Source organism: Paenibacillus melissococcoides (assembly GCA_944800085.1).
Taxonomy (GTDB): Bacteria; Bacillota; Bacilli; order Paenibacillales; family Paenibacillaceae; genus Paenibacillus_B; species Paenibacillus_B melissococcoides.
In genome coordinates, this window is sequence record CALYLO010000007.1 from 200,848 (window position 1) to 219,720 (window position 18,873).

Below are 18,873 nucleotides of genomic sequence, written 5' to 3' on the forward strand. Positions count from 1 at the left end.
TATTCGAGAAAAAGTACTAGGCTGCGGTACGATTCGTGTTCACCCATGAGAGACAAGAAGCCCGCCCCGGTCATCCGGAACGGGATCCATTTTTTTCATGGCCGCTTTAATCCAATACCGCCGCCATATGCTCAGTCGTTACCGCCCAGTGGGAGGCCGTCCAGTATTTTTGCTTGTCTTTGACATAAATGATTTGCGGCGACTCATGCTTCACATCGAGATCCTCGGCAATCTGATTGGAGACGGGGCGGGACTCGATTACCTTGACGAGAACATAATCGATATCGCTGTTCGGATTGCCCTGCAAATACTGCTCGTACTCGTTCAGCGCATTCGCGCTTACGGGACAGGTGGTGCTGTGCTTCAGCACGACAACCCCGCGCTCCGCCGAGTGTTCCAACAGGTCTGCCCACTCGTCTGCTGTCGTGATCTCTTTCCAATCCATCGTTCGATCGCTCCTTTACCGTAGTCTTGCTGCCACTTGCGACTGGTTTTGTGTATTATAGATCTTTTATCACAAATTGAAGATATTCGCAAGGCTCGCAGGTTAATCCTGTTGATCTTGAGCGCAGACGCGCAGTGATCTGATCTAAGGACTCCCCGACATATACAGCACTTTGGACAAAGGATGGGGAGGGCCGATTTCGTAATCGGATCGATCCGTTGTCCCCATGCTGCCCTCGTGCTCGGCGTACTGCCGGGCCCCGCCCCTGCTTGCTTATGCCGCTTTGGAGCGATTGAAATCGATCGGAGATCGGCCAATTCGGCGTATGATGATCTCGGCCAAGCCGAAGAGCAGCAGGATCGTAGCATAGACGGCAGCCGTATAGCTGGCTGGATACGGCAAGCCCAATCCGTCATGGAGCGCAAAGGTAAGGAGATGAATGGCCAGGTTCGTGAAGCAAAAGACGTAGCTGCGAATCATCCATGCCCGGTGGCGGCTCATCTGCTTCTTTTTTATTTTCACGATCGCCATCACGGTGATGAACATCCAGATCATGTTCAACAGATTGAAGGCAATGCTCGCGGGCTTCCCTCCTGTCGCATACGGAGCCATGTAGCCTGAAGTCAGCACCACCGCAAAAACGGAGATCACATACAGATAGCCGTTGATTCGATGGAAGAGGCGGTATTTTCTCAGCAGCGTATGTATGAAGTTAACCGCTCCCGACAGAATCGCCAGGCAGGCGAAGGCCACATGAACCTTCATCACCGGCAACCAGACATTGGCGTTAAGGGGGCGGGCGGGATTGGACTTGCGGCTCAAAAATGCAGCGGCCTGCGGATCGTGAAGGTAATTAATATACAGGACGTAGATGATGTAACCGGCCATGACAGCAAGCAGAGACCAGGCGGATAGTTTTCGTTTGGACATTATGCGGATACCTCGCTCGGATCAAAATAGGTCGGCAATAGCGGGCGATGGCAGGATCGTTCCGTCCTGTCCTTTACCCTTTGCCAGAGAAGTTATGCTATGATTGGTATACGAATAAGAAGCCATTGAACGGAAATGAACGGATTCCCGAAAGGACCAGGTTCATGCGCAAAGGAGAAAAAACAAAGCTTCATATCATCATGAAATCGGCGTAGCTCTTCAATCAGAAGGGATACGCCGCCACGACGATGCAAGAGATTATGGACGCCACCGGCTTGACCAAGGGCGGACTGTACCGGAGCTTTCCAAGCAAGGACGAGATCGCGATCGAAGCGTTCAAATATGCGGGCGAGGTGCTCTGGAGCCATTTCTCCGCCGCGATGGAAAACTGCCGGACGGCAACGGACAAAATCCGGGCCATGTGCGAAGCATACAGCGATGCCGCGCACAATCCTCCGATGAAGGGGGGATTATGGCAAGCCGCCTAACCCGGGAGAACCGGCATGTTCATCATGCGACAGTGCAGATCGAGAGATGGTTGGCGACATTTAAGCCTGCGTAGGCGCCGGTTCCTCCGGAGGCAAGCCCAGCGCAGGCGCCTCCAACGTTTCGGCCGTAGCCCCTATCTGTGATCGGGTCCATTCCGCGGAGTTGCCGGATCAATCCCCTCCTCTCATACGTGAACCCTCCCTTTTTGAGACCGGACGGTTCGCTCTCTTTTTATACGACTCTACTCTCATCGGTTATGCAAACGCATTCTTCGGCCAATCGAACCCTTTATGCCCAAATTTTTTATGATAAACTGAAACCGCAATCCACATCGGCAACCGTTATTTTCTTATCCAGGACGAGAAAGGAAGCGACGGCGTTGAAGGATCGGTCAGTCTATATTTTCGAATGGTCGCCGAGAACGCATATCGACCCGTTCCATACGCATGATCATCTGGAAATCGGTTACTGCCTGTCGGGAACAGGAACATTTTATTTCGGAGAAAAGCAGTATACGGCCGAGCCCGGCGACCTGTTTGTCATCAACAATATGGAGCGGCACGCCGCGTCCTCGGATCCGCGCAACCCGAGCAATTACTTTTTTATCTACTTCGACGCCATGATTATCGAGCAGGCGGATCCGAAGCTTCTGCTTCCGTTTGTCTATTATCCGCAGCAGTTCGAGAACCGCATTGACGGGTCGTTGCCTGTCGCCGCCCGCATCGGCGCGTTATTCGCCAAATATGGGACGAGGATCGGCAGAAGCAAAGCGGTTACAAAGGGATGATACGAAGCAAAATTATCGAGATATGCGCGCTGCTGCTGCGCCACTATGGGGAGTTCACGCCGCTTGCGGAACGGAGCCGGGCGATAGCATCGTATTTCCGCATCAAGCCGGCTTTGGACTACATGAAGGAATGTTTCCGGGAACCGCTGACCCTGTCCGACGCGGCCCGCGTACTGTCATTGAGCCCGTCCCGCACCCGCCATCTGTTCAAAGAAAAGCTCGGTCAGGGGTTCAAGGAGTATTTGCTTCAACTGCGCGTCAATGAAGCGAAGCGGCTTCTGGCGGCCACAGATTTGCCGATCGCCGACATCATGCATGCCAGCGGGTTCCAGAGCCAGGCCCCGTTCTATCGAACGTTCAAGCAGACCCCGGCTTACAATGATAGTGCACCGGCAGGACCGCAATAATGATGCGAGACGGAGAGTGGAACGATGGCGTCTGTGGATGTGTTATACGGATGGGTACGGGAAGAAATCAAGCAGCGCGAGGAGGAAGGCTGCCCTGTCGACGGATTTCGTTCGAAGCTGGAGGCGGCAGCCGGGGATGAAGGGAAGCTGATGGCCTTATATGCGTAGCTCTCGGCGCTGGAACCCGCGCCTGATTTCCCTTATAGGGAGCCGAATGGCTTGGCCGAGATCCGCGCCGAGCGGCCGGAAGGCCGCCGATCAGGTGGATCTGGTGGAACGAATCTGGGATGCGTTCAAGCACTACCACCCGGTTCACACGATCAACAATGCGGCCCTGTGCGCGGCAGCGCTCGTCTTCGCCCGCGGCGACTATGAGCTGGCGATTACGACGGCGGTGCTGGGCGGCTGGGACACGGACTGCAACGGCGCCACGGTCGGCTCGATTATGGGAGCGATGCTCGGGGCGAAGCGGCTGCCGGAACGGTGGACGGCGAGACTCAACAATACGCTGTACGCGGAAGTGAGCGGCTTCCATCCGATAGCCATCTCGGAATGCGCCCGGCGCAGCTACGAGGTGTTCCGGGAGATTAGCGGGTAATACAAAAGAGGCGGACTCCCCGTGTTGTACAGCCTGTAACGCGATGTACGACACTCAGAGCCTGCCATCTCTTTTTGATAACGACAGAATCGCTATTCCGTTGTTCTGCTTCCGTGTTGAATGCGGTCTCTCCGCACTTACTCCTCCCCCGTCGCAATCGGATTCTCATCGTACGAACTCCAATCGCTCCAGCTCCCGGCATACAAGCGAACCTGCGGGTAGCCAAGCTCATGCAGCGCCAGCACATTCGGGCAGGCGCTGACCCCGGAGCCGCAGTAGACGATGACCTCGCGCCCGGCTTCCAGCGCTTCCACGATAGCAGAGAGCTGCTCCCGGCGCTGCGCTTCCGGCTTCCAAGCGCCGCGCTCATCGACATTATCCTTCCAGAACTGATGGATCGCCCCTGGAATATGACCCGCCTTCGCATCGATTGGCTCGGTCTCGCCCCGATAGCGCGCCGCGTCGCGCGAATCGACGAGCAGCACATCCGGCCGGCCCAGCTTCTCCCGGACCTCCTCCATACGCGCCAGCATGTCCGCCCGAACCTTCGGCACGAAGGCGGCCGGCACGACAACCCGCTGCGCGTCGATAACCGGGTACCCGGCATCCTTCCACGCCGTGAAGCCCTCTTCCATCACATGGACGGCATCATGGCCGAGCCAGCGCAGCATCCACCACAGCCGCGAGGCATAGTCGTATGCGACGATCCGGCTGGAATTGCTGATGCCGGCGCGGCCGAGCCGTTCCGCCAGCACGGCCGGATCAGGCAGCGGATGGCGGCCGCCATGGGCTTCGACCGGCGCCGACAGGTCCGTATTCAGATCAAGATAGACGGCTCCCGGGATGTGGGAGGAGGCATAGTCTTCTCTCCCGGCCTCGGGCCGCCCAAGGTCGAAGCGGCAATCGACGATTACGATATCGGGCTCATACATGCGGGCTAACAGCCATTGCTTGGATACGAGAATTGGTCCACTCATATAGCGCCTCCTTAGTCGTGTACTGCTTATGCATAGTGTATCACAGAGACCGAACCGCCGGTTATCTCTTTCGCCCCGTAGCGTTTAACCCATAGCCGCCGGCCCGCTGACTGACCAGTGCTCTGCATCCCTTATTGTCAAGCCGATGCAAACATGCGAAAATAGCAACTAAGAAAAATCAAGCAACAGAATGCACGATCTGGAACCGACGCCGCATCGCTCGGTATCTCCTGTGTAAGGAAGTGATTGCATTGCCGGCTTCTTACCGCCATTCCCCGTCCCGCCCGCCGAGGCTGCCCTTCCGGGTGCGCCCGATGACCGAGGAGGACAGCGCACATATCTGCTCATGGACCTACGAGCCGCCTTATCAACTGTATGGATTCCTCCCGTGGGATCAAATGAAGGCCCTGGAAGTCGAATTCGGTGATCCCCGCATCCGGAGCGAGCAATATGTATCGGTAACGGATGCCGAGGGGGAGTTGTTCGGCTTCGCGCAGTTCTTCCCTCTGCTCGGCGTGACCCGTCTCGGTCTGGGAATGCGCCCCGATCGGCTCGGGCAAGGATATGGCGTCCCCTTCGTCCGGGCGATCGTCGAAGAAGCCCGGCGCCGCCATCCCGGCGATATGATCGATCTGGAAGTGCTGACCTGGAATGAACGAGCGATCCGCACATACCGGCGCGCCGGATTCCGGATCACCGATACGTATACGCGGCAGACGCCGACCGGGCCCGGCGAATTCCATTGCATGGTCTACAACCCGTAACCCCGCCCGCGCTCATCCGAGTGCGGGCCGAATCAGGTCAAGGCGATGCTGGCCACCGTCGCGCTGTCGACGACGACCTCGATGAGATGGAATTCGGGGTCATACTGCACGCTTCCGCTGCCGATGAAGAGCAGCCGCTCCTGCCCGAGCCCGTAAAACACATCATCCGCAAGCGCCTCCAGCACTTCATGCCGTTCCTGCTCCCCCAGCGCTTCCCATTCCTCCTGCCCCATGTCGAAGAACTGATAACCATCCGGGATTAGCGGCAGCGCCCCGACCAGATCCTCCAAAATATCTTTATACGGTCTTCCGTAAGCCACGCCCATTTTTCGTGCTGCCCCTTTCTGCTCACGCTTGTCTGTATACCTCGTATTGTAGCATAGGTGAACCGGCTTTCTCGAACCCGGATGCAGCGAAAAGGCCTGTGCATCCATCCGGCGTGCACAGGCCTCTTTCATTCGAATGGATGCGGTCCCTCCATCGGATTCATCGCTTCACGGACATGGCTGCGATAAGCTCCTCTGCCGTCAGGACCATACCGGGGAGCCCCCACCGCTTCCCGAGCTGCGTCGCATACGGCGTATCGAGACCGGATTCGCGAAGAACCTCCTGCCGGGAGAACACGTGACGCGTCTCATCGTCCATCAGCACCCGGCCCCGGTTCATGACAACGGTCCGGTCGAAATGAGCCGCAGCGAAGTCCATATCATGCAATATCGCCAGCACGAGCTTGCCCTGCCGCTTCAACTGCTCGATAATGCCGCCAATTCGGCGCTTCCCCGCATCGTCCTGCGCGATGGTCGGCTCGTCCAAAATAAGAATGTCCGTGTCCATGGCAACAATCGAGGCGATGCTCACCAGCTTCTTCTCCGACAAGCCGAGATCGTGGGGATTCATCTCCCGGCGCGCGGCCAGGCCGACCATGTCCAGCGCCGCCATAGCCCGCTCCTTCGCTTCGGCTGCGCTCCGCTTCAGGTTAAGCGGCCCGAACATGACCTCCTCCAGGACTGTGCGCTTGCATATCTGATCGTTCGGGTTCTGAAAGACAAGCCCGATTCGGCCGGCCAACCCCGCGACCGTCGCTTCCTTCGTCCGTATCCCGCATACTGTTATTTCGCCGGCCGTCGGTGTAAGCAGCCCTTTGAGCAGCTTGACCAGCGTCGTCTTGCCGGCGCCGTTCTGCCCGATGATCGCCGTCGCCCGCGTATCGAAATCCAGCGTGACATCAAGCAGTACTGGCTGGCCCGGGTCATATTCGAAATGCATATTCCGGATGCGAATCATCTCACTCATCCCGCTCATCCCCCTCCCCCTCTTCCGGGCCCGCCGCCAGACCGCCGCCGCTCTTCCCGCCGTACGCCGCCTCATAAGCCTCGGCCGCTTCTTCCAAGGTTACCGGATACGTATCCTTGCCCGGGGAGCGCAGCCCGAGCTCGCGGCATACCTGCGTATAGACGGGCGGCTTGACTCCGTATTCCGCCAGATCGGCTCGGGAGAACAGACGGGCCGGCGTATCGATGCCGATTAAGCACCCTTCGTGCAGAAGAGCGATCCGGTCGGCGTACGCGGCGAGCTTCTCCATCTTATGCTCCGCCAGAATGACCGTCATCCCCTCCCGGCTCAGGCTCTGAATGGCCCGGAACACTTCCTCCGAGCCCTGCGGATCGAGCTGCGAGGTCGGCTCATCCAGCACGATGACCTGCGGCCGCATCGCAATGACGCAGGCGATGGCCATCCGCTGCATCTGGCCTCCGGACAGGTCGAAGGGCGGCCGATCCTTATACTCGTATATATCCAGCAGATGAAGCGCATGATCGATACGCTCGATCATCTCGTCCCGCTCCACGCCCAGCTGCTCCAAGCCGAAGGCGACCTCCTCGTACACCGTCAGCTTCGCTCCCGTCACCTGCGTGAACGGATTCTGGAACACGATGCCGACATGGCGTATCATCTCATCGACGCCGCTCTCCGCGACATCCGTGCCTGCGATGCATACGCTGCCTCCATATGCGCCCTTATAGAAATGCGGCACAAGGCCGGTGAGCGCTTGGCAGAAGGTCGTCTTGCCCGCTCCATTGGCCCCGATGATCCCGATGAATTCCCCAGCCTCCACCGACAGCGAGATATCATTCAGCGCCAGCTTCTCCGTAGACGGATAACGGTACTTGAGATGCTCCACTTCAATCAGCTTCATACGAAGATCCTCCATAGAAGAGCGGCGGCGACGATGACGAGCATCGCCAGCCGCAGAATGCCGGCATGCCGATACCGCTTCTCCTCATTCAGAAATGTTTTGCGCCCGGGCACATTGAAGCCCCTCGCCTGCAGCGCTAACGTGCGCTCCTTCGTATCGAGCAGCGAGCTGAGCACGACCGGGCCGATAAGCGGAAGGAACGCCTTGATGCGCGTCATCAATCGTCCTTCCGTCTCTACGCCGCGCGAACGCTGCGCGTCGGTGATCGTGCCGACGGTCGCCATCATCTGCGGGATGATCTGGAACACGGAGTTCAGCACATAGCCGATGCGGGGCGACAAGCCTTTGCGGACGAGGGCTTCCACCAGATCGGACGGCTTCGTCGTCAGGACGAGGATAAGGAAGGCTCCGACAATATTCAAGGCACGGAAGCTGATGCCAAGGGCGAACAGCAAGCCTTCCTTATAGAACGGCCATGTCCCGACGGTGAACAGTACCGTCTCATTCCCGACATAGAAAACCCCCTGGATAATGACCACCGTCACCAGCACGAAGCCGACGAAGCCCATCACCGCCAGCCCCCGCCGGAACACCCGCCCTGCGGCAAGCAGCCCGAAGCTGATCAGCATGCAGACCCAGGCCGCATGGAGGGAGGGCACTATGATGGGAATCGCGATCGCCGCAGCGATATAGGCCAGCTTCGTTATCGGATCGACGCGATGGACGGCCGAGTCTTTTTCCACGTACAAGCTCATTGATTTCATGCATAGCCCACCTTTGCCAACCGCTTGCGGACGGTTACAGCTTCTCGATATCTCCGCTATTCTTGTACATATTCATCAGACTGTTCGGGAGCACGCGGTATATCCCGTAAGCGGCAAGAACGGTAATGAGCTTATCCGGCAGATCGACGACCAGCTCATCGAGGAAGGAAGCGAGCCAGACCGATTGGGTCCCTTGCAGCACATAACCGAAGACAATATCGCCCCAGACATTGCCGGTCTGACCGCCCCAGAACGCCACATTGAGCGGGGTGGAGATGACGACCGCGGTCAATCCTACGGCCAGACCGATGACGGACGCCTTGCCCCAGCTTGAGATCCAGCCCTTGGACGCCATAATCCCGGCTACCAAGCCAATAAAGACGCTTGTCAGGGCATAGACGAACGAGATCGGATCCATCGTGAGGCCGTAAATGATATTGTTGATAAGTCCGGACAGCCCGCCGATAACCGGACCCGCCAGCATGCTGGCCAGGACGGTACCGATCGCATCGAGCCACAGCGGCAGCTTGAGCACGCCGGCGAACAATTTGCCGATGTAGTTAATGCCGACCGCGACCGGGATCAGCACGAGCGCCGCGGTTGAGAACGACCACATACTTCTTTTGGACATATTGATCCCTCCTGAAGAATTCATCTTTCTGTTCTAGCTCATCCCCTGATCCGCTCCTACCTAATCCATCTCTGCATTCCTCCTTCCCTATTGCAGGGTTCCGCCAATCGCGCGGTGGCCGTTTGCGGACGCTGCCGGACTCGGCGGCAACGGCGCCGTCACATAATCATGAGTGTTCCCTCTGAATGCCAAATCATGCGATGATATGCAATCGCTTTCACGTTCGAGACAGGAAGTTTCTCTTTACGGCTTTAGGCCGGCGTACAGCTTCACAACTGCTTCCGGCGGCTTGCACTCCTGTCTCTTTCTTCTCACTATATCTTGTTCCCGGGCAAAAGAACAGGTCTTTTGCGGGCTCGTTCCGGAAGGAATTTGTAAGGGCTTCCCCCCCGGCCGCGACGGGCTTGAACACCTCCGGAAAGGCGGGATGGATGCCCCCTTTGCCCGGCCTCCCGCCTACCCTGCCTTGTCGCTGCCATTAAAAAAAGGGCCGGTTCTGCCGATAAAAAAGGTAACGTATCAAAACTTTCACGCATTCCGTTGAACGCTGTCGAATGCGGGACGCAGGAAGCACCATTAACTCATGGATGAGGTGTGTATGGAATCATGGAAAAATCAACATTGATCGGTCTGGTCCTTGGCGTCTTGGCCATCTCGCTCGGAATGTACTATAAAGGCGCTCCGATATCCAATTTGGCCAACCCTGCTGCCATCATGATTATTTTTGTCGGTACGGCAGCATCGCTGTTTATCGGTTTTCCGATGAAGGAATTGAAAAAATTCCCCAAATTGTTGGGTATGATATTTAAGCCCCAGCAGCTGGTTGACCGGGTACAATTGATCCAGCTGTTTATGGAATGGGCCAGCATTACCCGCCGTGAAGGCTTGCTGGCGCTTGAATCGAAGATTGACGACATTCAGGATGACTTCCTTCGCAACGGAATGCGAATGATCATCGACGGGAACGACCAAGACTTCGTGCGCGATGTACTAATGGAAGATATTCATTCGACCGAAGAGCGGCACCGCGCGGGCGCGCTTATCTTTTCCCAGGCAGGAACCTACGCGCCGACGCTGGGGGTATTGGGGGCCGTTATCGGCTTGATCGCCGCCTTGGGGCAGATGGCCGATATGGAGCAACTGGCCCATGCTATAGCAGGGGCCTTCGTCGCTACGCTGATGGGTATCTTCACCGGTTACGTGCTCTGGCACCCGATTGCCAACAAATTGAAACGGCTGTCCTACAGTGAAATTGAGATTCGGTTGATGATGGTGGAAGGCTTGCTGTCCATTCAATCCGGCGTATCGACGATTGCCATCAACCAGAAGCTGTCCGTCTTCCTGACGCCAAGGGAGCGCGCACAGCTCAATGCGAAGGGAGAGGCTGGAGAATGAGCAACAAGCGCCGCCAGTCTCACGATGAACATGTCGATGAATCTTGGCTGATCCCGTATGCCGATATTTTGACTCTGCTGCTGGCCCTCTTCATTGTCCTGTATGGGATGAGCACGGTGGATGCGAAGAAGTTCCAAGAGATGAGCCAAGCCTTCAACATCGCCTTCGATAGCGGAGGCGGCGCGGGGATTCTGGATCAGCAAGCCATCATTCCGCCGAACAATGCCAAGAAGGGCATGAAGGATGTGGACCCGAGCACGGCCTCCCGCAACCGGGAACGCTATGAATATATGGTGAAGGCCAAGCAAGAGCAGGCGGAGCTGGAGACGCTGCGGGACAAGATGAACGAATACATTGCCAAAGGCGGCTTATCCAACCAGTTGAACACCGAACTCAATCATTCAGAACTGAAAATAACGATTAAAGACAGCGCGCTGTTCGACTCCGGGAAAGCAAGCCTCAAGTCTGACGCCAAGCAGTTGGCCATCACGATCGGAGATATGCTGAAGCAGTATAAGGACTATGATATTGTCATCAGCGGGCATACCGACAACCGCCCGATTCGCAACAGCAACTTCGAATCGAACTGGGATCTGAGCTCGGCCCGGGCGCTCAGCTTCATGAAGGTGGTGCTTGAGCGTTCCGGTATCGATCCGAAGCACTTCAAGGCCGTCGGCATGGGGGAATATCACCCAGTCGCCGATAATGGCACGGTCGAAGGGCAGGCGCAGAATCGCCGGGTCGAAGTCTCGATCCTCCGCAGATTCGTAGAGAAGGACGAGCCATCAGATCCGTCGTCCGACCTGGATGCTCAGACGGAGGCTCCATAATCAAACCGCTCCAGAACGGGAACAGAAGAGGGTGCTGCAGCCGGAAGCTTCACGCTTCCCGCCGCAGCACCCTCTTCGTGGCTCTAGGTCGGCAGATTCTCCCCGGCCGGGACAGGCAGCCTGTCGGCCGGCGCAGACGGATCCACTGCCGGCAGCGTCACCATTACCTGCGTTCCCTGGTTCAACTCACTCGTAATATCGATGCAGCCCCGATGGCTGTGAATAATCCGCTGGCTCACCATCAGCCCCAGCCCGGTTCCCTTCTCCTTGTTGGTGAAGAACGGATCCCCCAGGCGGGACAAGTCTTCCGCCGGAATGCCAATTCCATAATCCTTGATGATGACGATGACGCTGGACGTCCCGCGCGCCTCCACGATCAATTCGATCTCGCCGCCGCCGGGCATCGCTTCCATCGCATTTTTTATAATATTGATAAAGACTTGCTTCAGCTGATTCTCCTCGCAGTCCACCAGAGGCACATCCTCATCGAATCGCTTGACGAATTCAATATTGTGCAGATTGGCCTGACTGTCCAATAGGGAGAGCACGCTGTTCATAATGAGGCGCACATCCTTCGGCTGGAACCGCACCGCCTGCGGCTTCGCCAGAATGAGAAATTCGCTGACGATCAGGTTGATCCGGTCCAGCTCGGACAGCATCAGCTCGACATGGCTCGCATTGACACGCCTGGTCTGCTGCTGCAATTGCAGGAACCCGCGGAGCGTCGTGAGCGGATTGCGGATTTCATGGGCGACGCCGGCAGCCAGTTGGCCGACGGTCGTCAGCTTCTCCGATCTCCGGAGCAGCTCCTCCATCCGCTTGCGGTTCGTCATATCCCGCGTAATGCTTGCCCAGGCGATACGCTCCCCTTTCTCGTCATAGATCGGCGAAGTGCTCACGCTGACGTCGAGCAGCCTTCCATCCTTCGTCAGCCGCGTCGTCTCCCGGTTGCTCACGGATTGGCCGTCGACAAGCGCCGCTTCCGACCTGCGCTCCTCCTCCATGGCCGATTCGGGCAATGTGGGCAGCGGCTGTCCTACCACTTCCTCCTCCGTCCAGCCAAACATATCGACGAAGGCCTGATTGACCCGCTTCACCCGGCCTTGCAGATCGGTCACATGGATCGCATCATTGGACTGGTTGATGAACGATTCCAGATGCTCCTTCATCTCGCGGTTTTCTTCATAGAGCGCGGTTAACCGGCCGGTAGAGAGCTGAAGGCTGCGGGCCATCATATTTATGCGATGGGCGAGCAGCCCAAGCTCATCCTTCCGTTCGATGTTCAACTGGGTGTCGAACTGGCCGGCGGATATCATATTGACCTTGTTCAAGATCGATTTGATCGGCTTGATGATCATGCCTGCGAACAGATAGCTGCATATCAGCACCGCTTCCAGCAGCAGGACTCCGATCGCGACATTCCGCATCAATTGATCATGGAGCGCGGCATTGAGCGATTCGAAGTTCATGACTACGTTCAGGACGTAAGGATCCTGGGTCTGCGTTCCCTGAATCGGAATAAAGCCTTTAATGATTGGGCGCTGCTGATAGCTGCTCTCATAGAATAGCGGCTTGTCCTCGGCCAGCGCTTCCCTTACATAGCTGACGTCGCGGTTGTCGCGGATATTATAGATCCCGAACAGCACCCGGCTGTCCTGCTGCCGAATATATTGAACGCCGTCGCTGCGCAGCGTAATCTTCGGAATCTGCTCCATCGCCCGCGGATTCAACGCGCTGATCTCCACCACATTCGCCTGGGCGCGAATCGTCTGATGGATGAGCAGATCCGGCTTATTCAGCTCGGAGTATACATCCACATTCCCGTCGCGAATATACGGATTAATAATATAATCCCGCTTGCCGTCGTAATAATAACCCCACTTGTCCATGAATTCCGGGTTGGACGTCGAGACATCGAACGGGCCGGACCAGAAATGATCCATGGTCTGGCCTTCCCGCACCGTGACCGGCTCCCCGTTCAGCATCTGCTCAAAGGCTTTGTACCAATAGCCCCATACGCGGGTGGACAGACCGATTTCCTTGAGATCCGACGACTTTTCGACAATAATATCCTCCCCGTCAGGGGAACGGTGAAGCAAGGAGATATGGGCGATTCCCAATTCCTTGGACAGCTTCTCGAGCTGTTCATTCGTCACCTCTTCCACCTTGGGAGGAAGCTTGTCCGCCGCATAAATGGAAGCAATATATAATTTCTCAGCCAATTGGATCTCAAATGCTTGGGAGGTCTGCAGAGATTGCTTGTAGGAGATATTAATCTGCTGCGCAATCACATCCATGCGCTGCTGCATTTCCTTGATGAGTTTATCCTTGGTGATATTATAGGTGAGAGTCATATGAAGTAAGAGCACGACGAGCACAATGCAAGATATCGAGATAGATAACTTGGCTTTAATCGAAAGTTTCATGCTTCACCTCTATCAGGTGTCTGCCGCAAGTTGTGGATAACTAGGACGACTTTTCCTGACAAATGTAGTATTCCGCTGGATCTTTACACTCGAATCATATCTTAATTTATAGCAATTTGTCCATGTTTTTTGGAGATAACGCGAATAAAGAGTATAATTGTACACATCGGTTGACAGGTTCAGAAGCAAAACGAGCATAGTTATACACAAATTGTGAACATCTTTGGATAATATGTGGATAATTATGTGCGTAAATTATTTTATCCACAGACTTATGCACAGTGTGTTAACAATCCGAATGTCTGTTCGGGGAATAACGGGGGAATCAACATATGGAAGACATGATGGTACATGAGCAATGGATGCGTGCAGCCATGGAGGAAGCGAAAAAGGCCGAGGCTATCGGTGAAGTGCCGATTGGCGCCGTCGTCGTTCGGGACGGGCAGATTATAGGCCGCGGCCACAATCTGCGCGAGACGACGCTCGATTCAACCGCTCATGCGGAGATGATCGCCATCCGGGAAGCAAGCAGCGCCATCGGTGCGTGGCGGCTGCTCGATTGCACCTTATACGTCACGCTGGAGCCGTGTCCGATGTGCGCGGGGGCGCTCGTTCAATCCCGCCTGCCGCTTGTCGTCTACGGAACGGCCGATCCGAAGGCCGGCTGTGCCGGAACGCTCATGAACCTGCTGCAGGAGCCCCGCTTCAATCATCGGGTCGACATTATCGAAGGCGTGCTGCAGGAAGAATGCGCTGCGATGCTGACCGATTTCTTCCGCCGTCTGCGCAAGAAGAAAGCGTAGCTGACAAGGCCTAACGGCCCGGTAGTCCGGTCCTGCGGCCATGCCTCCTTCATCGCTGCGATGAGAAGGCATGGTTCGGACGCCCTTGCCCATTATGTAAGCAAGTACTTGCATTCATAGTGGCCCGCCGATACAATACAGGGAAGTCGACTATGCTGAGATGGAGGAGGGAACGTCCTTGAAGCTGCTGACATTTAGAATCATCCACAGGGAAGAGGTTCATTTCGGAACCGTGATCGGGAATTACGCCGTGCCCTTCGCTTCGCCCTCATTCTCGTCCCGCTGCACGGGCATACTATCGGGCAATACGGCCTCCTACTGAATCAGCCCGAGGGGCGGAGATATTTTCTGATGGCTGATTCCGTCTATGTGAGGGCGAATTACCGAACGCTTATAACGGGAAGCCTGGCGAGCCGACTCGCCCATTATAATGCCCGTCAATACCGGAGTCTGTTCCCGATGCTGCGGCAGCACGAAGAGAACAATCCGGAGATGGTATGCATTCCATCCCATGATCCTGAGGCTTATGAGCAATATATTCCCGCCGGCTTGCAGCCGCAGCCTTTTTAACCCCATTGCGCGAGGTGGTATTCCTGGAAACCCGTACGAAAGATACGAGAGAGCGTATCATAGAGGCCGCCATGACATTGTTGAAGGAGAAAGGCTATCGCGGGGTGTCAACGAAGGCGATCGCCAGTGTGGCCGGCGTGAACGAGATTACGCTAATCCGCCATTTCGGGAACAAGCGGAACATCTTCACTGCCGTTATGGAGAAGCTTTCCTACCTGCCCTCATTTGAAAAAATGTTAAAAGAAAATTTGATGTGGGATTTGCACGCGGACTTGCGAATGTTCGCCTTGAACTATCTCGACTACTTCCGCAAGAATGGAGACATCATCACGATCGCGTATAAGGAACTCGGCATGTTCCCGGAGTTGGATCGGCAAGTGGCTCTCATCCCGGTCAAGATGACAAGCTTGCTCGTCGACTAGGGCCGCATCCGGGATTGCCCCAGCGAAGCCTATGCAACGATGCTCTTATCGATGAATTTCGGCTTCTTGTATCATCGACTCATGCACGGAGACATATCGGGAATCTCCGAGGAAGACTTCATCGAAGACACCATCGCTATCGTCGCGGATGGCCTGGCACCATAGCCTCTAACGGGCCAAGGAGCCAGGCCAGGCGTTCTCCTTCGGCTATAAGTCCTTCTTCGCGAACCCGATCGCTGAGATGGCATAAGACACGCCATACAAGAGAAGAGATATCCCCACGCTCAGCGCGGAAATCACGCCCAATGACATCCCGTCTCCCATGCTCAAGTCTTTCGCAAGCTGGCTCAAAATACCGGAAGAACCAAACAGAACGACCATCATAAGAACCATGGCTACCATGCTCTCCTTGTCCCCCAGCAGCAGATAGACCGGAATATTGACGCTTAAGAGCATGAGAATCAACGCGAGCGTCCACGCGATACTGGCCGGTTGAAGATCATACGAACCGCCCACAAGCTTCAATCCTGCGGTCAGCACAATTCCGATCACGAGACCCGCCCCGGCATACATCAGTCCGGTAACATATTTGGCTTTGACTATCTCGGTGCGATTGACCGGCAAGCTGTAAATAAAGCGGAATCCCTCATTCCTTTTGTCAACTGACAGGTTGTTAATAAAAGACATGGCGGTTCCCAGCATCCCGGCGAACAACAGATTGTGAACCGTCGAATAAGTAGAGAGAGAAAAAACAGCGATGAAGATCAGCAAAATAGGCAGGGAGCGCACGGTAACGACCAGTTCCTTCCGAATAAGCAGCATCATGAGAATATCCCTCCTGACTGAGTGCGTGTCGAATAAAACATAATATCCTCCAGCGAAGGCCGCTCGAAGGCCGCTTCCCTGCCGAAGGCTTCCATTGCCTCCGCCCGATCCCGCACAAGGCCCTCGAAACCGACCTCGGTCTCCCGAATGCCAATGAACATCTGGCGGACATCATCGTCCAACAACCGCGAATCGCCCTTCACGATCGCGTACGTATCGAACAGCTGATCCTTCTCCCGATGGAACAGCACCTGCCCTTCATGAAGAAAAAGCACATAATCTGCTGCCCGATCCAGATCTGTCGTCACATGGGTCGAGTACAGAATCGTCCGGTCCCCCTGCTCCATCCACTCCAGCAATAGCTCGAGCAGTTCCCTCCGGAATACCGGATCAAGACCCGACGTAGGCTCATCCATCAGCAGAAGCCTCGGATGATGGGACAATGCCATCACGATCGAGAATTTCATCTTCATTCCTTTGGAGGCTTGACCTACCTTTTGCTTGCCGGACAGGCCGAAGCGATCCATCAACCGCTTGTACAGCGCCTCATCCCAATTCGGATAGAACGGAGCGATGATACGCTTCATCTCATCCATGCGGAGCTGATAGTAGAAATGGCTCTCATCCGAAATATAGCCGACCTGTCGCTTAATGTCCCGCTCCCGATCCGGCATCTCCATGCCAAGCAGCTTAACGGTGCCCTGCTGCGGCTTGACGATATGGAGGAGCATGCGGAGCAGCGTCGACTTGCCGGCTCCATTGGGCCCGATTAGCCCGGTTATATACCCTTGCTCCACCGTGAAGCTGATATTGTCCATGCGTCGGGTCGGATACTGCTTCGTTATTCCCTGAACTTCAATTGCGTTCATTCCTCTTCCTCCTCATACAGCAAGCGGATATGTTCCATCAGGTCGGCGTAGGATACGTTCAGCGCCTTGGCCTCCTTCACGGACTCCTCCAGCTTCATCTCCATCTGATGAAGCCGTTGCTCCCTCACCAGCTCCGGATTCTCGCCGGATACGAACGATCCCCGCCCTACCATGCTGTCGATGAACCCTTCCCGCTCCAACTCCTCGTATGCGCGCTTCGTCGTGATGGCGCTAATCTGCAAATCCTTCGCCAATCGACGTATCGAGGGCAGCGGGGTTCCCGGCGGCAAGTCTCCATTGAATATCCCCGTTCGGATCTGCCTCGCAATCTGCGCATAAATCGGCTCGTCCGTCGATGATACGATGCGAATATGAATCATTGGGTCTCCACTCACCTTAAACATTGTATATAGACATTATATACATTTGTCGAAAAGAAAGTCAACATCACTCGTGGTTGATTGCCAGGACGGACAAATCTAGCTGCTGACCTGCCTCCTTCATAACAAAAAACCGGCTCTCGTTCATGAGAGCCGGTTCTCTACTTGCTGTGTTATTAATATCCAGCAAACATTTCCTCTAATTGGTCCATCGTAATGGCATCCGCTGGCTTGCCGATTTTGAATTCAACCGGTTTGTTGATGTTCGTATATTGGTTCGTCATCTTGGCGGCGATTTTCACTTTGTCGCCATCTTCCGTGAATTCCAGATTCACTACGGCACGTTGGTACGTCGGATATTGGTCTTTATTGATGGCAGTCAACAAGCTGAGCTCGTTAATCTTCATCGTTTCTTTAATCTCCGCAATACCCTTCTTCAACTCGTTCTCATCCGTAGCGATTTCCTTCTTCGCTTCTTCGATATCCGCCTTCTCCAGATCGAACAGCTTGAGATATTCATCCTTGTTCAGTGCGTCGAACGCGGCAGGAAGCGCCTCCTTCACCAAGGTCGTCGCGAATTGATCGAAGTTCTCATTGTTAACGTTGAACTTCACGACTTGATTCACATCGAGACCCTCCGGCAGAGCAGCTTCCTTCTTGTCGACGTTCACGAAGAACGCTTTCTCGTCGAACTTGCCAAGCACGGCCTTCACCAGATCGTTGGACGCATTTTGCATCGTCTTCATATCTGCTGCCGTAGGCATCGGTTCGCCGGATTCTTCTGCCAACTGCTTCAGGTCGAACTCAATGAACTTGCCAACGATCTCGGTTGGCATCGGAAGCATCGGAATGTTCGGCACTTTAATCCACATTTTGTCTTCCGTCATCACCAGTGGAAGCGTGAATGTCATGGCCATATCGCCCTGGAGCTTCACTTCCAGGTTCGCTTCAAGCTGCAGCGGCTCCTGCTGTACGGCGCCGGAGATTTTCAGCTCCGCATTCTTCAGCATGCTCATGACCATCTGCGCGTTCGGATCCGTCGCGCTCGCAGCATTAATTTGCAAATCATCAATAACGATGGATGTTTCGAATCCATATGATTTCAATTCAAGCGCCTTTGCAAATGCGCCTTCAACCGCCGCTCTTGGAGCAGCCGCTTTGGCCCCGCACCCCGTGATGATGAGAGCGAAGACGAAGAAGATCGCCAACGCGCCCTTGTACCATCTTTTCATGTTTACGTTCAGCTCCCTATCCCATTAGTCATGACTTGATAACCCAATCCATATTAACCTATACGAATGATTCTGAAAAGAGTTCCAAAGTTTTAAAAATCGTGACTTGCAGCATAGACATGCGAAAAATGTCCT

24 protein-coding genes and 1 pseudogene are annotated in these 18,873 nt (G+C 55.3%); 12 read left to right on the forward strand and 13 right to left on the reverse strand.

Annotation, left to right across the window (positions count from 1 at the left end; translation table 11 throughout):
- Positions 1 to 106: 106 nt before the first annotated feature.
- Entirely contained in the window at positions 107 to 445 is a 339-nt protein-coding gene (gene ytxJ / locus OCY70_RS23925; protein WP_213428576.1) for a bacillithiol system redox-active protein YtxJ, read from the reverse strand.
- A 273-nt stretch (positions 446 to 718) separates the two neighbouring features.
- The gene (locus OCY70_RS23930; RefSeq protein WP_213428575.1) at positions 719 to 1,375 is read right to left on the reverse strand and encodes a DUF2306 domain-containing protein; all 657 of its coding nucleotides are present in this window, start codon (positions 1,373 to 1,375) and stop codon (positions 719 to 721) included.
- A 248-nt stretch (positions 1,376 to 1,623) separates the two neighbouring features.
- Between OCY70_RS23930 and OCY70_RS23935 the strand changes: the two genes are divergently transcribed.
- The 5 genes and pseudogenes from OCY70_RS23935 to OCY70_RS23955 all read left to right on the forward strand — a co-directional run.
- Complete coding sequence (locus OCY70_RS23935; RefSeq protein WP_249725150.1) at positions 1,624 to 1,863, forward strand: TetR/AcrR family transcriptional regulator; 240 nt, start codon at positions 1,624 to 1,626, stop codon at positions 1,861 to 1,863.
- Positions 1,864 to 2,243: 380 nt separating this feature from the next.
- On the forward strand, positions 2,244 to 2,651 hold the full coding sequence (locus OCY70_RS23940) for an AraC family ligand binding domain-containing protein (RefSeq protein WP_249725147.1): 408 nt from the start codon (positions 2,244 to 2,246) through the stop codon (positions 2,649 to 2,651).
- Positions 2,648 to 3,058 carry a helix-turn-helix domain-containing protein gene (locus OCY70_RS23945; RefSeq protein WP_249725144.1) on the forward strand — a complete coding sequence of 137 codons (411 nt, stop codon included), beginning with the start codon at positions 2,648 to 2,650 and terminating at the stop codon, positions 3,056 to 3,058. Before OCY70_RS23940 ends, OCY70_RS23945 begins: the two co-directional genes overlap by 4 nt.
- A gap of 24 nt (positions 3,059 to 3,082) precedes the next feature.
- Positions 3,083 to 3,226 carry a hypothetical protein gene (locus OCY70_RS23950; protein WP_213428573.1) on the forward strand — a complete coding sequence of 48 codons (144 nt, stop codon included), beginning with the start codon at positions 3,083 to 3,085 and terminating at the stop codon, positions 3,224 to 3,226.
- A gap of 88 nt (positions 3,227 to 3,314) precedes the next feature.
- Positions 3,315 to 3,656: pseudogene (locus OCY70_RS23955) on the forward strand (ADP-ribosylglycohydrolase family protein); the annotation flags it as partial.
- A gap of 137 nt (positions 3,657 to 3,793) precedes the next feature.
- Here the strand turns inward: OCY70_RS23955 and OCY70_RS23960 are convergent.
- Positions 3,794 to 4,633, reverse strand: coding sequence for a sulfurtransferase (locus tag OCY70_RS23960; protein ID WP_213428571.1), 840 nt, complete (start codon positions 4,631 to 4,633; stop codon positions 3,794 to 3,796).
- A 314-nt stretch (positions 4,634 to 4,947) separates the two neighbouring features.
- Between OCY70_RS23960 and OCY70_RS23965 the strand changes: the two genes are divergently transcribed.
- On the forward strand, positions 4,948 to 5,397 hold the full coding sequence (locus OCY70_RS23965) for a GNAT family N-acetyltransferase (RefSeq protein ID WP_261945063.1): 450 nt from the start codon (positions 4,948 to 4,950) through the stop codon (positions 5,395 to 5,397).
- 32 nt (positions 5,398 to 5,429) lie between these two features.
- Here OCY70_RS23965 and OCY70_RS23970 read toward each other — a convergent pair whose 3' ends face one another.
- The 5 genes from OCY70_RS23970 to OCY70_RS23990 all read right to left on the reverse strand — a co-directional run bounded on the left by OCY70_RS23970 (position 5,430) and on the right by OCY70_RS23990 (position 8,986).
- Positions 5,430 to 5,723 carry a hypothetical protein gene (locus OCY70_RS23970; RefSeq protein ID WP_213428570.1) on the reverse strand — a complete coding sequence of 98 codons (294 nt, stop codon included), beginning with the start codon at positions 5,721 to 5,723 and terminating at the stop codon, positions 5,430 to 5,432.
- A 160-nt stretch (positions 5,724 to 5,883) separates the two neighbouring features.
- Positions 5,884 to 6,681, reverse strand: coding sequence for an energy-coupling factor ABC transporter ATP-binding protein (locus OCY70_RS23975; protein WP_213428598.1), 798 nt, complete (start codon positions 6,679 to 6,681; stop codon positions 5,884 to 5,886).
- A 1-nt stretch (position 6,682) separates the two neighbouring features.
- Complete coding sequence (locus tag OCY70_RS23980) at positions 6,683 to 7,591, reverse strand: energy-coupling factor ABC transporter ATP-binding protein (RefSeq protein ID WP_213428568.1); 909 nt, start codon at positions 7,589 to 7,591, stop codon at positions 6,683 to 6,685.
- A complete protein-coding gene (locus OCY70_RS23985; protein WP_213428567.1) occupies positions 7,588 to 8,355 on the reverse strand; it encodes an energy-coupling factor transporter transmembrane component T family protein in 768 nt (255 codons plus the stop codon). The genes OCY70_RS23980 and OCY70_RS23985 overlap by 4 nt, the downstream gene beginning before the upstream one ends.
- A 34-nt stretch (positions 8,356 to 8,389) precedes the next feature.
- Complete coding sequence (locus OCY70_RS23990; RefSeq protein ID WP_213428566.1) at positions 8,390 to 8,986, reverse strand: ECF transporter S component; 597 nt, start codon at positions 8,984 to 8,986, stop codon at positions 8,390 to 8,392.
- Positions 8,987 to 9,592: 606 nt separating this feature from the next.
- Between OCY70_RS23990 and motA the strand changes: the two genes are divergently transcribed.
- The gene (motA, locus tag OCY70_RS23995; RefSeq protein ID WP_213428564.1) at positions 9,593 to 10,381 is read left to right on the forward strand and encodes a flagellar motor stator protein MotA; all 789 of its coding nucleotides are present in this window, start codon (positions 9,593 to 9,595) and stop codon (positions 10,379 to 10,381) included.
- Positions 10,378 to 11,211 carry a flagellar motor protein MotB gene (locus tag OCY70_RS24000; RefSeq protein WP_213428562.1) on the forward strand — a complete coding sequence of 278 codons (834 nt, stop codon included), beginning with the start codon at positions 10,378 to 10,380 and terminating at the stop codon, positions 11,209 to 11,211. The genes motA and OCY70_RS24000 overlap by 4 nt, the downstream gene beginning before the upstream one ends.
- A gap of 83 nt (positions 11,212 to 11,294) precedes the next feature.
- On the opposite strand, the gene OCY70_RS24005 is transcribed toward OCY70_RS24000, so the two are convergent.
- Positions 11,295 to 13,637, reverse strand: a complete 2,343-nt coding sequence (locus OCY70_RS24005; RefSeq protein ID WP_213428560.1) for a sensor histidine kinase — start codon at positions 13,635 to 13,637, stop codon at positions 11,295 to 11,297.
- 332 nt (positions 13,638 to 13,969) lie between these two features.
- Here OCY70_RS24005 and tadA point away from each other — a divergent pair, with 332 nt between their 5' ends.
- From tadA to OCY70_RS24025, 4 genes are all read left to right on the forward strand, one after another.
- Complete coding sequence (gene tadA, locus OCY70_RS24010; protein WP_213428558.1) at positions 13,970 to 14,440, forward strand: tRNA adenosine(34) deaminase TadA; 471 nt, start codon at positions 13,970 to 13,972, stop codon at positions 14,438 to 14,440.
- Positions 14,441 to 14,618: 178 nt separating this feature from the next.
- Positions 14,619 to 14,762 (forward strand): hypothetical protein, encoded by a 144-nt coding sequence (locus OCY70_RS24015; protein ID WP_213428557.1) that lies wholly within the window; start codon positions 14,619 to 14,621, stop codon positions 14,760 to 14,762.
- 29 nt (positions 14,763 to 14,791) lie between these two features.
- A complete protein-coding gene (locus OCY70_RS24020; RefSeq protein WP_213428556.1) occupies positions 14,792 to 15,010 on the forward strand; it encodes a hypothetical protein in 219 nt (72 codons plus the stop codon).
- Positions 15,011 to 15,024: 14 nt separating this feature from the next.
- Positions 15,025 to 15,432, forward strand: coding sequence for a TetR/AcrR family transcriptional regulator (locus OCY70_RS24025; protein ID WP_261945064.1), 408 nt, complete (start codon positions 15,025 to 15,027; stop codon positions 15,430 to 15,432).
- A 207-nt stretch (positions 15,433 to 15,639) separates the two neighbouring features.
- On the opposite strand, the gene OCY70_RS24030 is transcribed toward OCY70_RS24025, so the two are convergent.
- The 4 genes from OCY70_RS24030 to OCY70_RS24045 all read right to left on the reverse strand — a co-directional run bounded on the left by OCY70_RS24030 (position 15,640) and on the right by OCY70_RS24045 (position 18,738).
- A complete protein-coding gene (locus OCY70_RS24030) occupies positions 15,640 to 16,257 on the reverse strand; it encodes an ABC-2 transporter permease (RefSeq protein WP_213428552.1) in 618 nt (205 codons plus the stop codon).
- A complete protein-coding gene (locus tag OCY70_RS24035; RefSeq protein ID WP_213428551.1) occupies positions 16,254 to 17,126 on the reverse strand; it encodes an ABC transporter ATP-binding protein in 873 nt (290 codons plus the stop codon). The genes OCY70_RS24030 and OCY70_RS24035 overlap by 4 nt, the downstream gene beginning before the upstream one ends.
- Entirely contained in the window at positions 17,123 to 17,506 is a 384-nt protein-coding gene (locus tag OCY70_RS24040) for a GntR family transcriptional regulator (RefSeq protein ID WP_172879159.1), read from the reverse strand. The genes OCY70_RS24035 and OCY70_RS24040 overlap by 4 nt, the downstream gene beginning before the upstream one ends.
- A 176-nt stretch (positions 17,507 to 17,682) precedes the next feature.
- On the reverse strand, positions 17,683 to 18,738 hold the full coding sequence (locus OCY70_RS24045; protein ID WP_213428549.1) for a DUF6612 family protein: 1,056 nt from the start codon (positions 18,736 to 18,738) through the stop codon (positions 17,683 to 17,685).
- Positions 18,739 to 18,873 lie beyond the last annotated feature (135 nt).

Coding starts and splice junctions, on each gene's coding strand:
- ytxJ (WP_213428576.1), bottom strand. CDS start 445: ATGGATTGGAAAGAGATCACGACAGCAGACGAGTGGGCAGACCTGTTG.
- OCY70_RS23930 (WP_213428575.1), bottom strand. CDS start 1,375: ATGTCCAAACGAAAACTATCCGCCTGGTCTCTGCTTGCTGTCATGGCC.
- OCY70_RS23935 (WP_249725150.1), top strand. CDS start 1,624: ATGCAAGAGATTATGGACGCCACCGGCTTGACCAAGGGCGGACTGTAC.
- OCY70_RS23945 (WP_249725144.1), top strand. CDS start 2,648: ATGATACGAAGCAAAATTATCGAGATATGCGCGCTGCTGCTGCGCCAC.
- OCY70_RS23950 (WP_213428573.1), top strand. CDS start 3,083: ATGGCGTCTGTGGATGTGTTATACGGATGGGTACGGGAAGAAATCAAG.
- OCY70_RS23960 (WP_213428571.1), bottom strand. CDS start 4,633: ATGAGTGGACCAATTCTCGTATCCAAGCAATGGCTGTTAGCCCGCATG.
- OCY70_RS23965 (WP_261945063.1), top strand. CDS start 4,948: ATGACCGAGGAGGACAGCGCACATATCTGCTCATGGACCTACGAGCCG.
- OCY70_RS23970 (WP_213428570.1), bottom strand. CDS start 5,723: ATGGGCGTGGCTTACGGAAGACCGTATAAAGATATTTTGGAGGATCTG.
- OCY70_RS23975 (WP_213428598.1), bottom strand. CDS start 6,681: ATGATTCGCATCCGGAATATGCATTTCGAATATGACCCGGGCCAGCCA.
- OCY70_RS23980 (WP_213428568.1), bottom strand. CDS start 7,591: ATGAAGCTGATTGAAGTGGAGCATCTCAAGTACCGTTATCCGTCTACG.
- OCY70_RS23985 (WP_213428567.1), bottom strand. CDS start 8,355: ATGAAATCAATGAGCTTGTACGTGGAAAAAGACTCGGCCGTCCATCGC.
- OCY70_RS23990 (WP_213428566.1), bottom strand. CDS start 8,986: ATGTCCAAAAGAAGTATGTGGTCGTTCTCAACCGCGGCGCTCGTGCTG.
- motA (WP_213428564.1), top strand. CDS start 9,593: ATGGAAAAATCAACATTGATCGGTCTGGTCCTTGGCGTCTTGGCCATC.
- OCY70_RS24000 (WP_213428562.1), top strand. CDS start 10,378: ATGAGCAACAAGCGCCGCCAGTCTCACGATGAACATGTCGATGAATCT.
- OCY70_RS24005 (WP_213428560.1), bottom strand. CDS start 13,637: ATGAAACTTTCGATTAAAGCCAAGTTATCTATCTCGATATCTTGCATT.
- tadA (WP_213428558.1), top strand. CDS start 13,970: ATGGAAGACATGATGGTACATGAGCAATGGATGCGTGCAGCCATGGAG.
- OCY70_RS24020 (WP_213428556.1), top strand. CDS start 14,792: ATGGCTGATTCCGTCTATGTGAGGGCGAATTACCGAACGCTTATAACG.
- OCY70_RS24030 (WP_213428552.1), bottom strand. CDS start 16,257: ATGATGCTGCTTATTCGGAAGGAACTGGTCGTTACCGTGCGCTCCCTG.
- OCY70_RS24035 (WP_213428551.1), bottom strand. CDS start 17,126: ATGAACGCAATTGAAGTTCAGGGAATAACGAAGCAGTATCCGACCCGA.
- OCY70_RS24040 (WP_172879159.1), bottom strand. CDS start 17,506: ATGATTCATATTCGCATCGTATCATCGACGGACGAGCCGATTTATGCG.
- OCY70_RS24045 (WP_213428549.1), bottom strand. CDS start 18,738: ATGAAAAGATGGTACAAGGGCGCGTTGGCGATCTTCTTCGTCTTCGCT.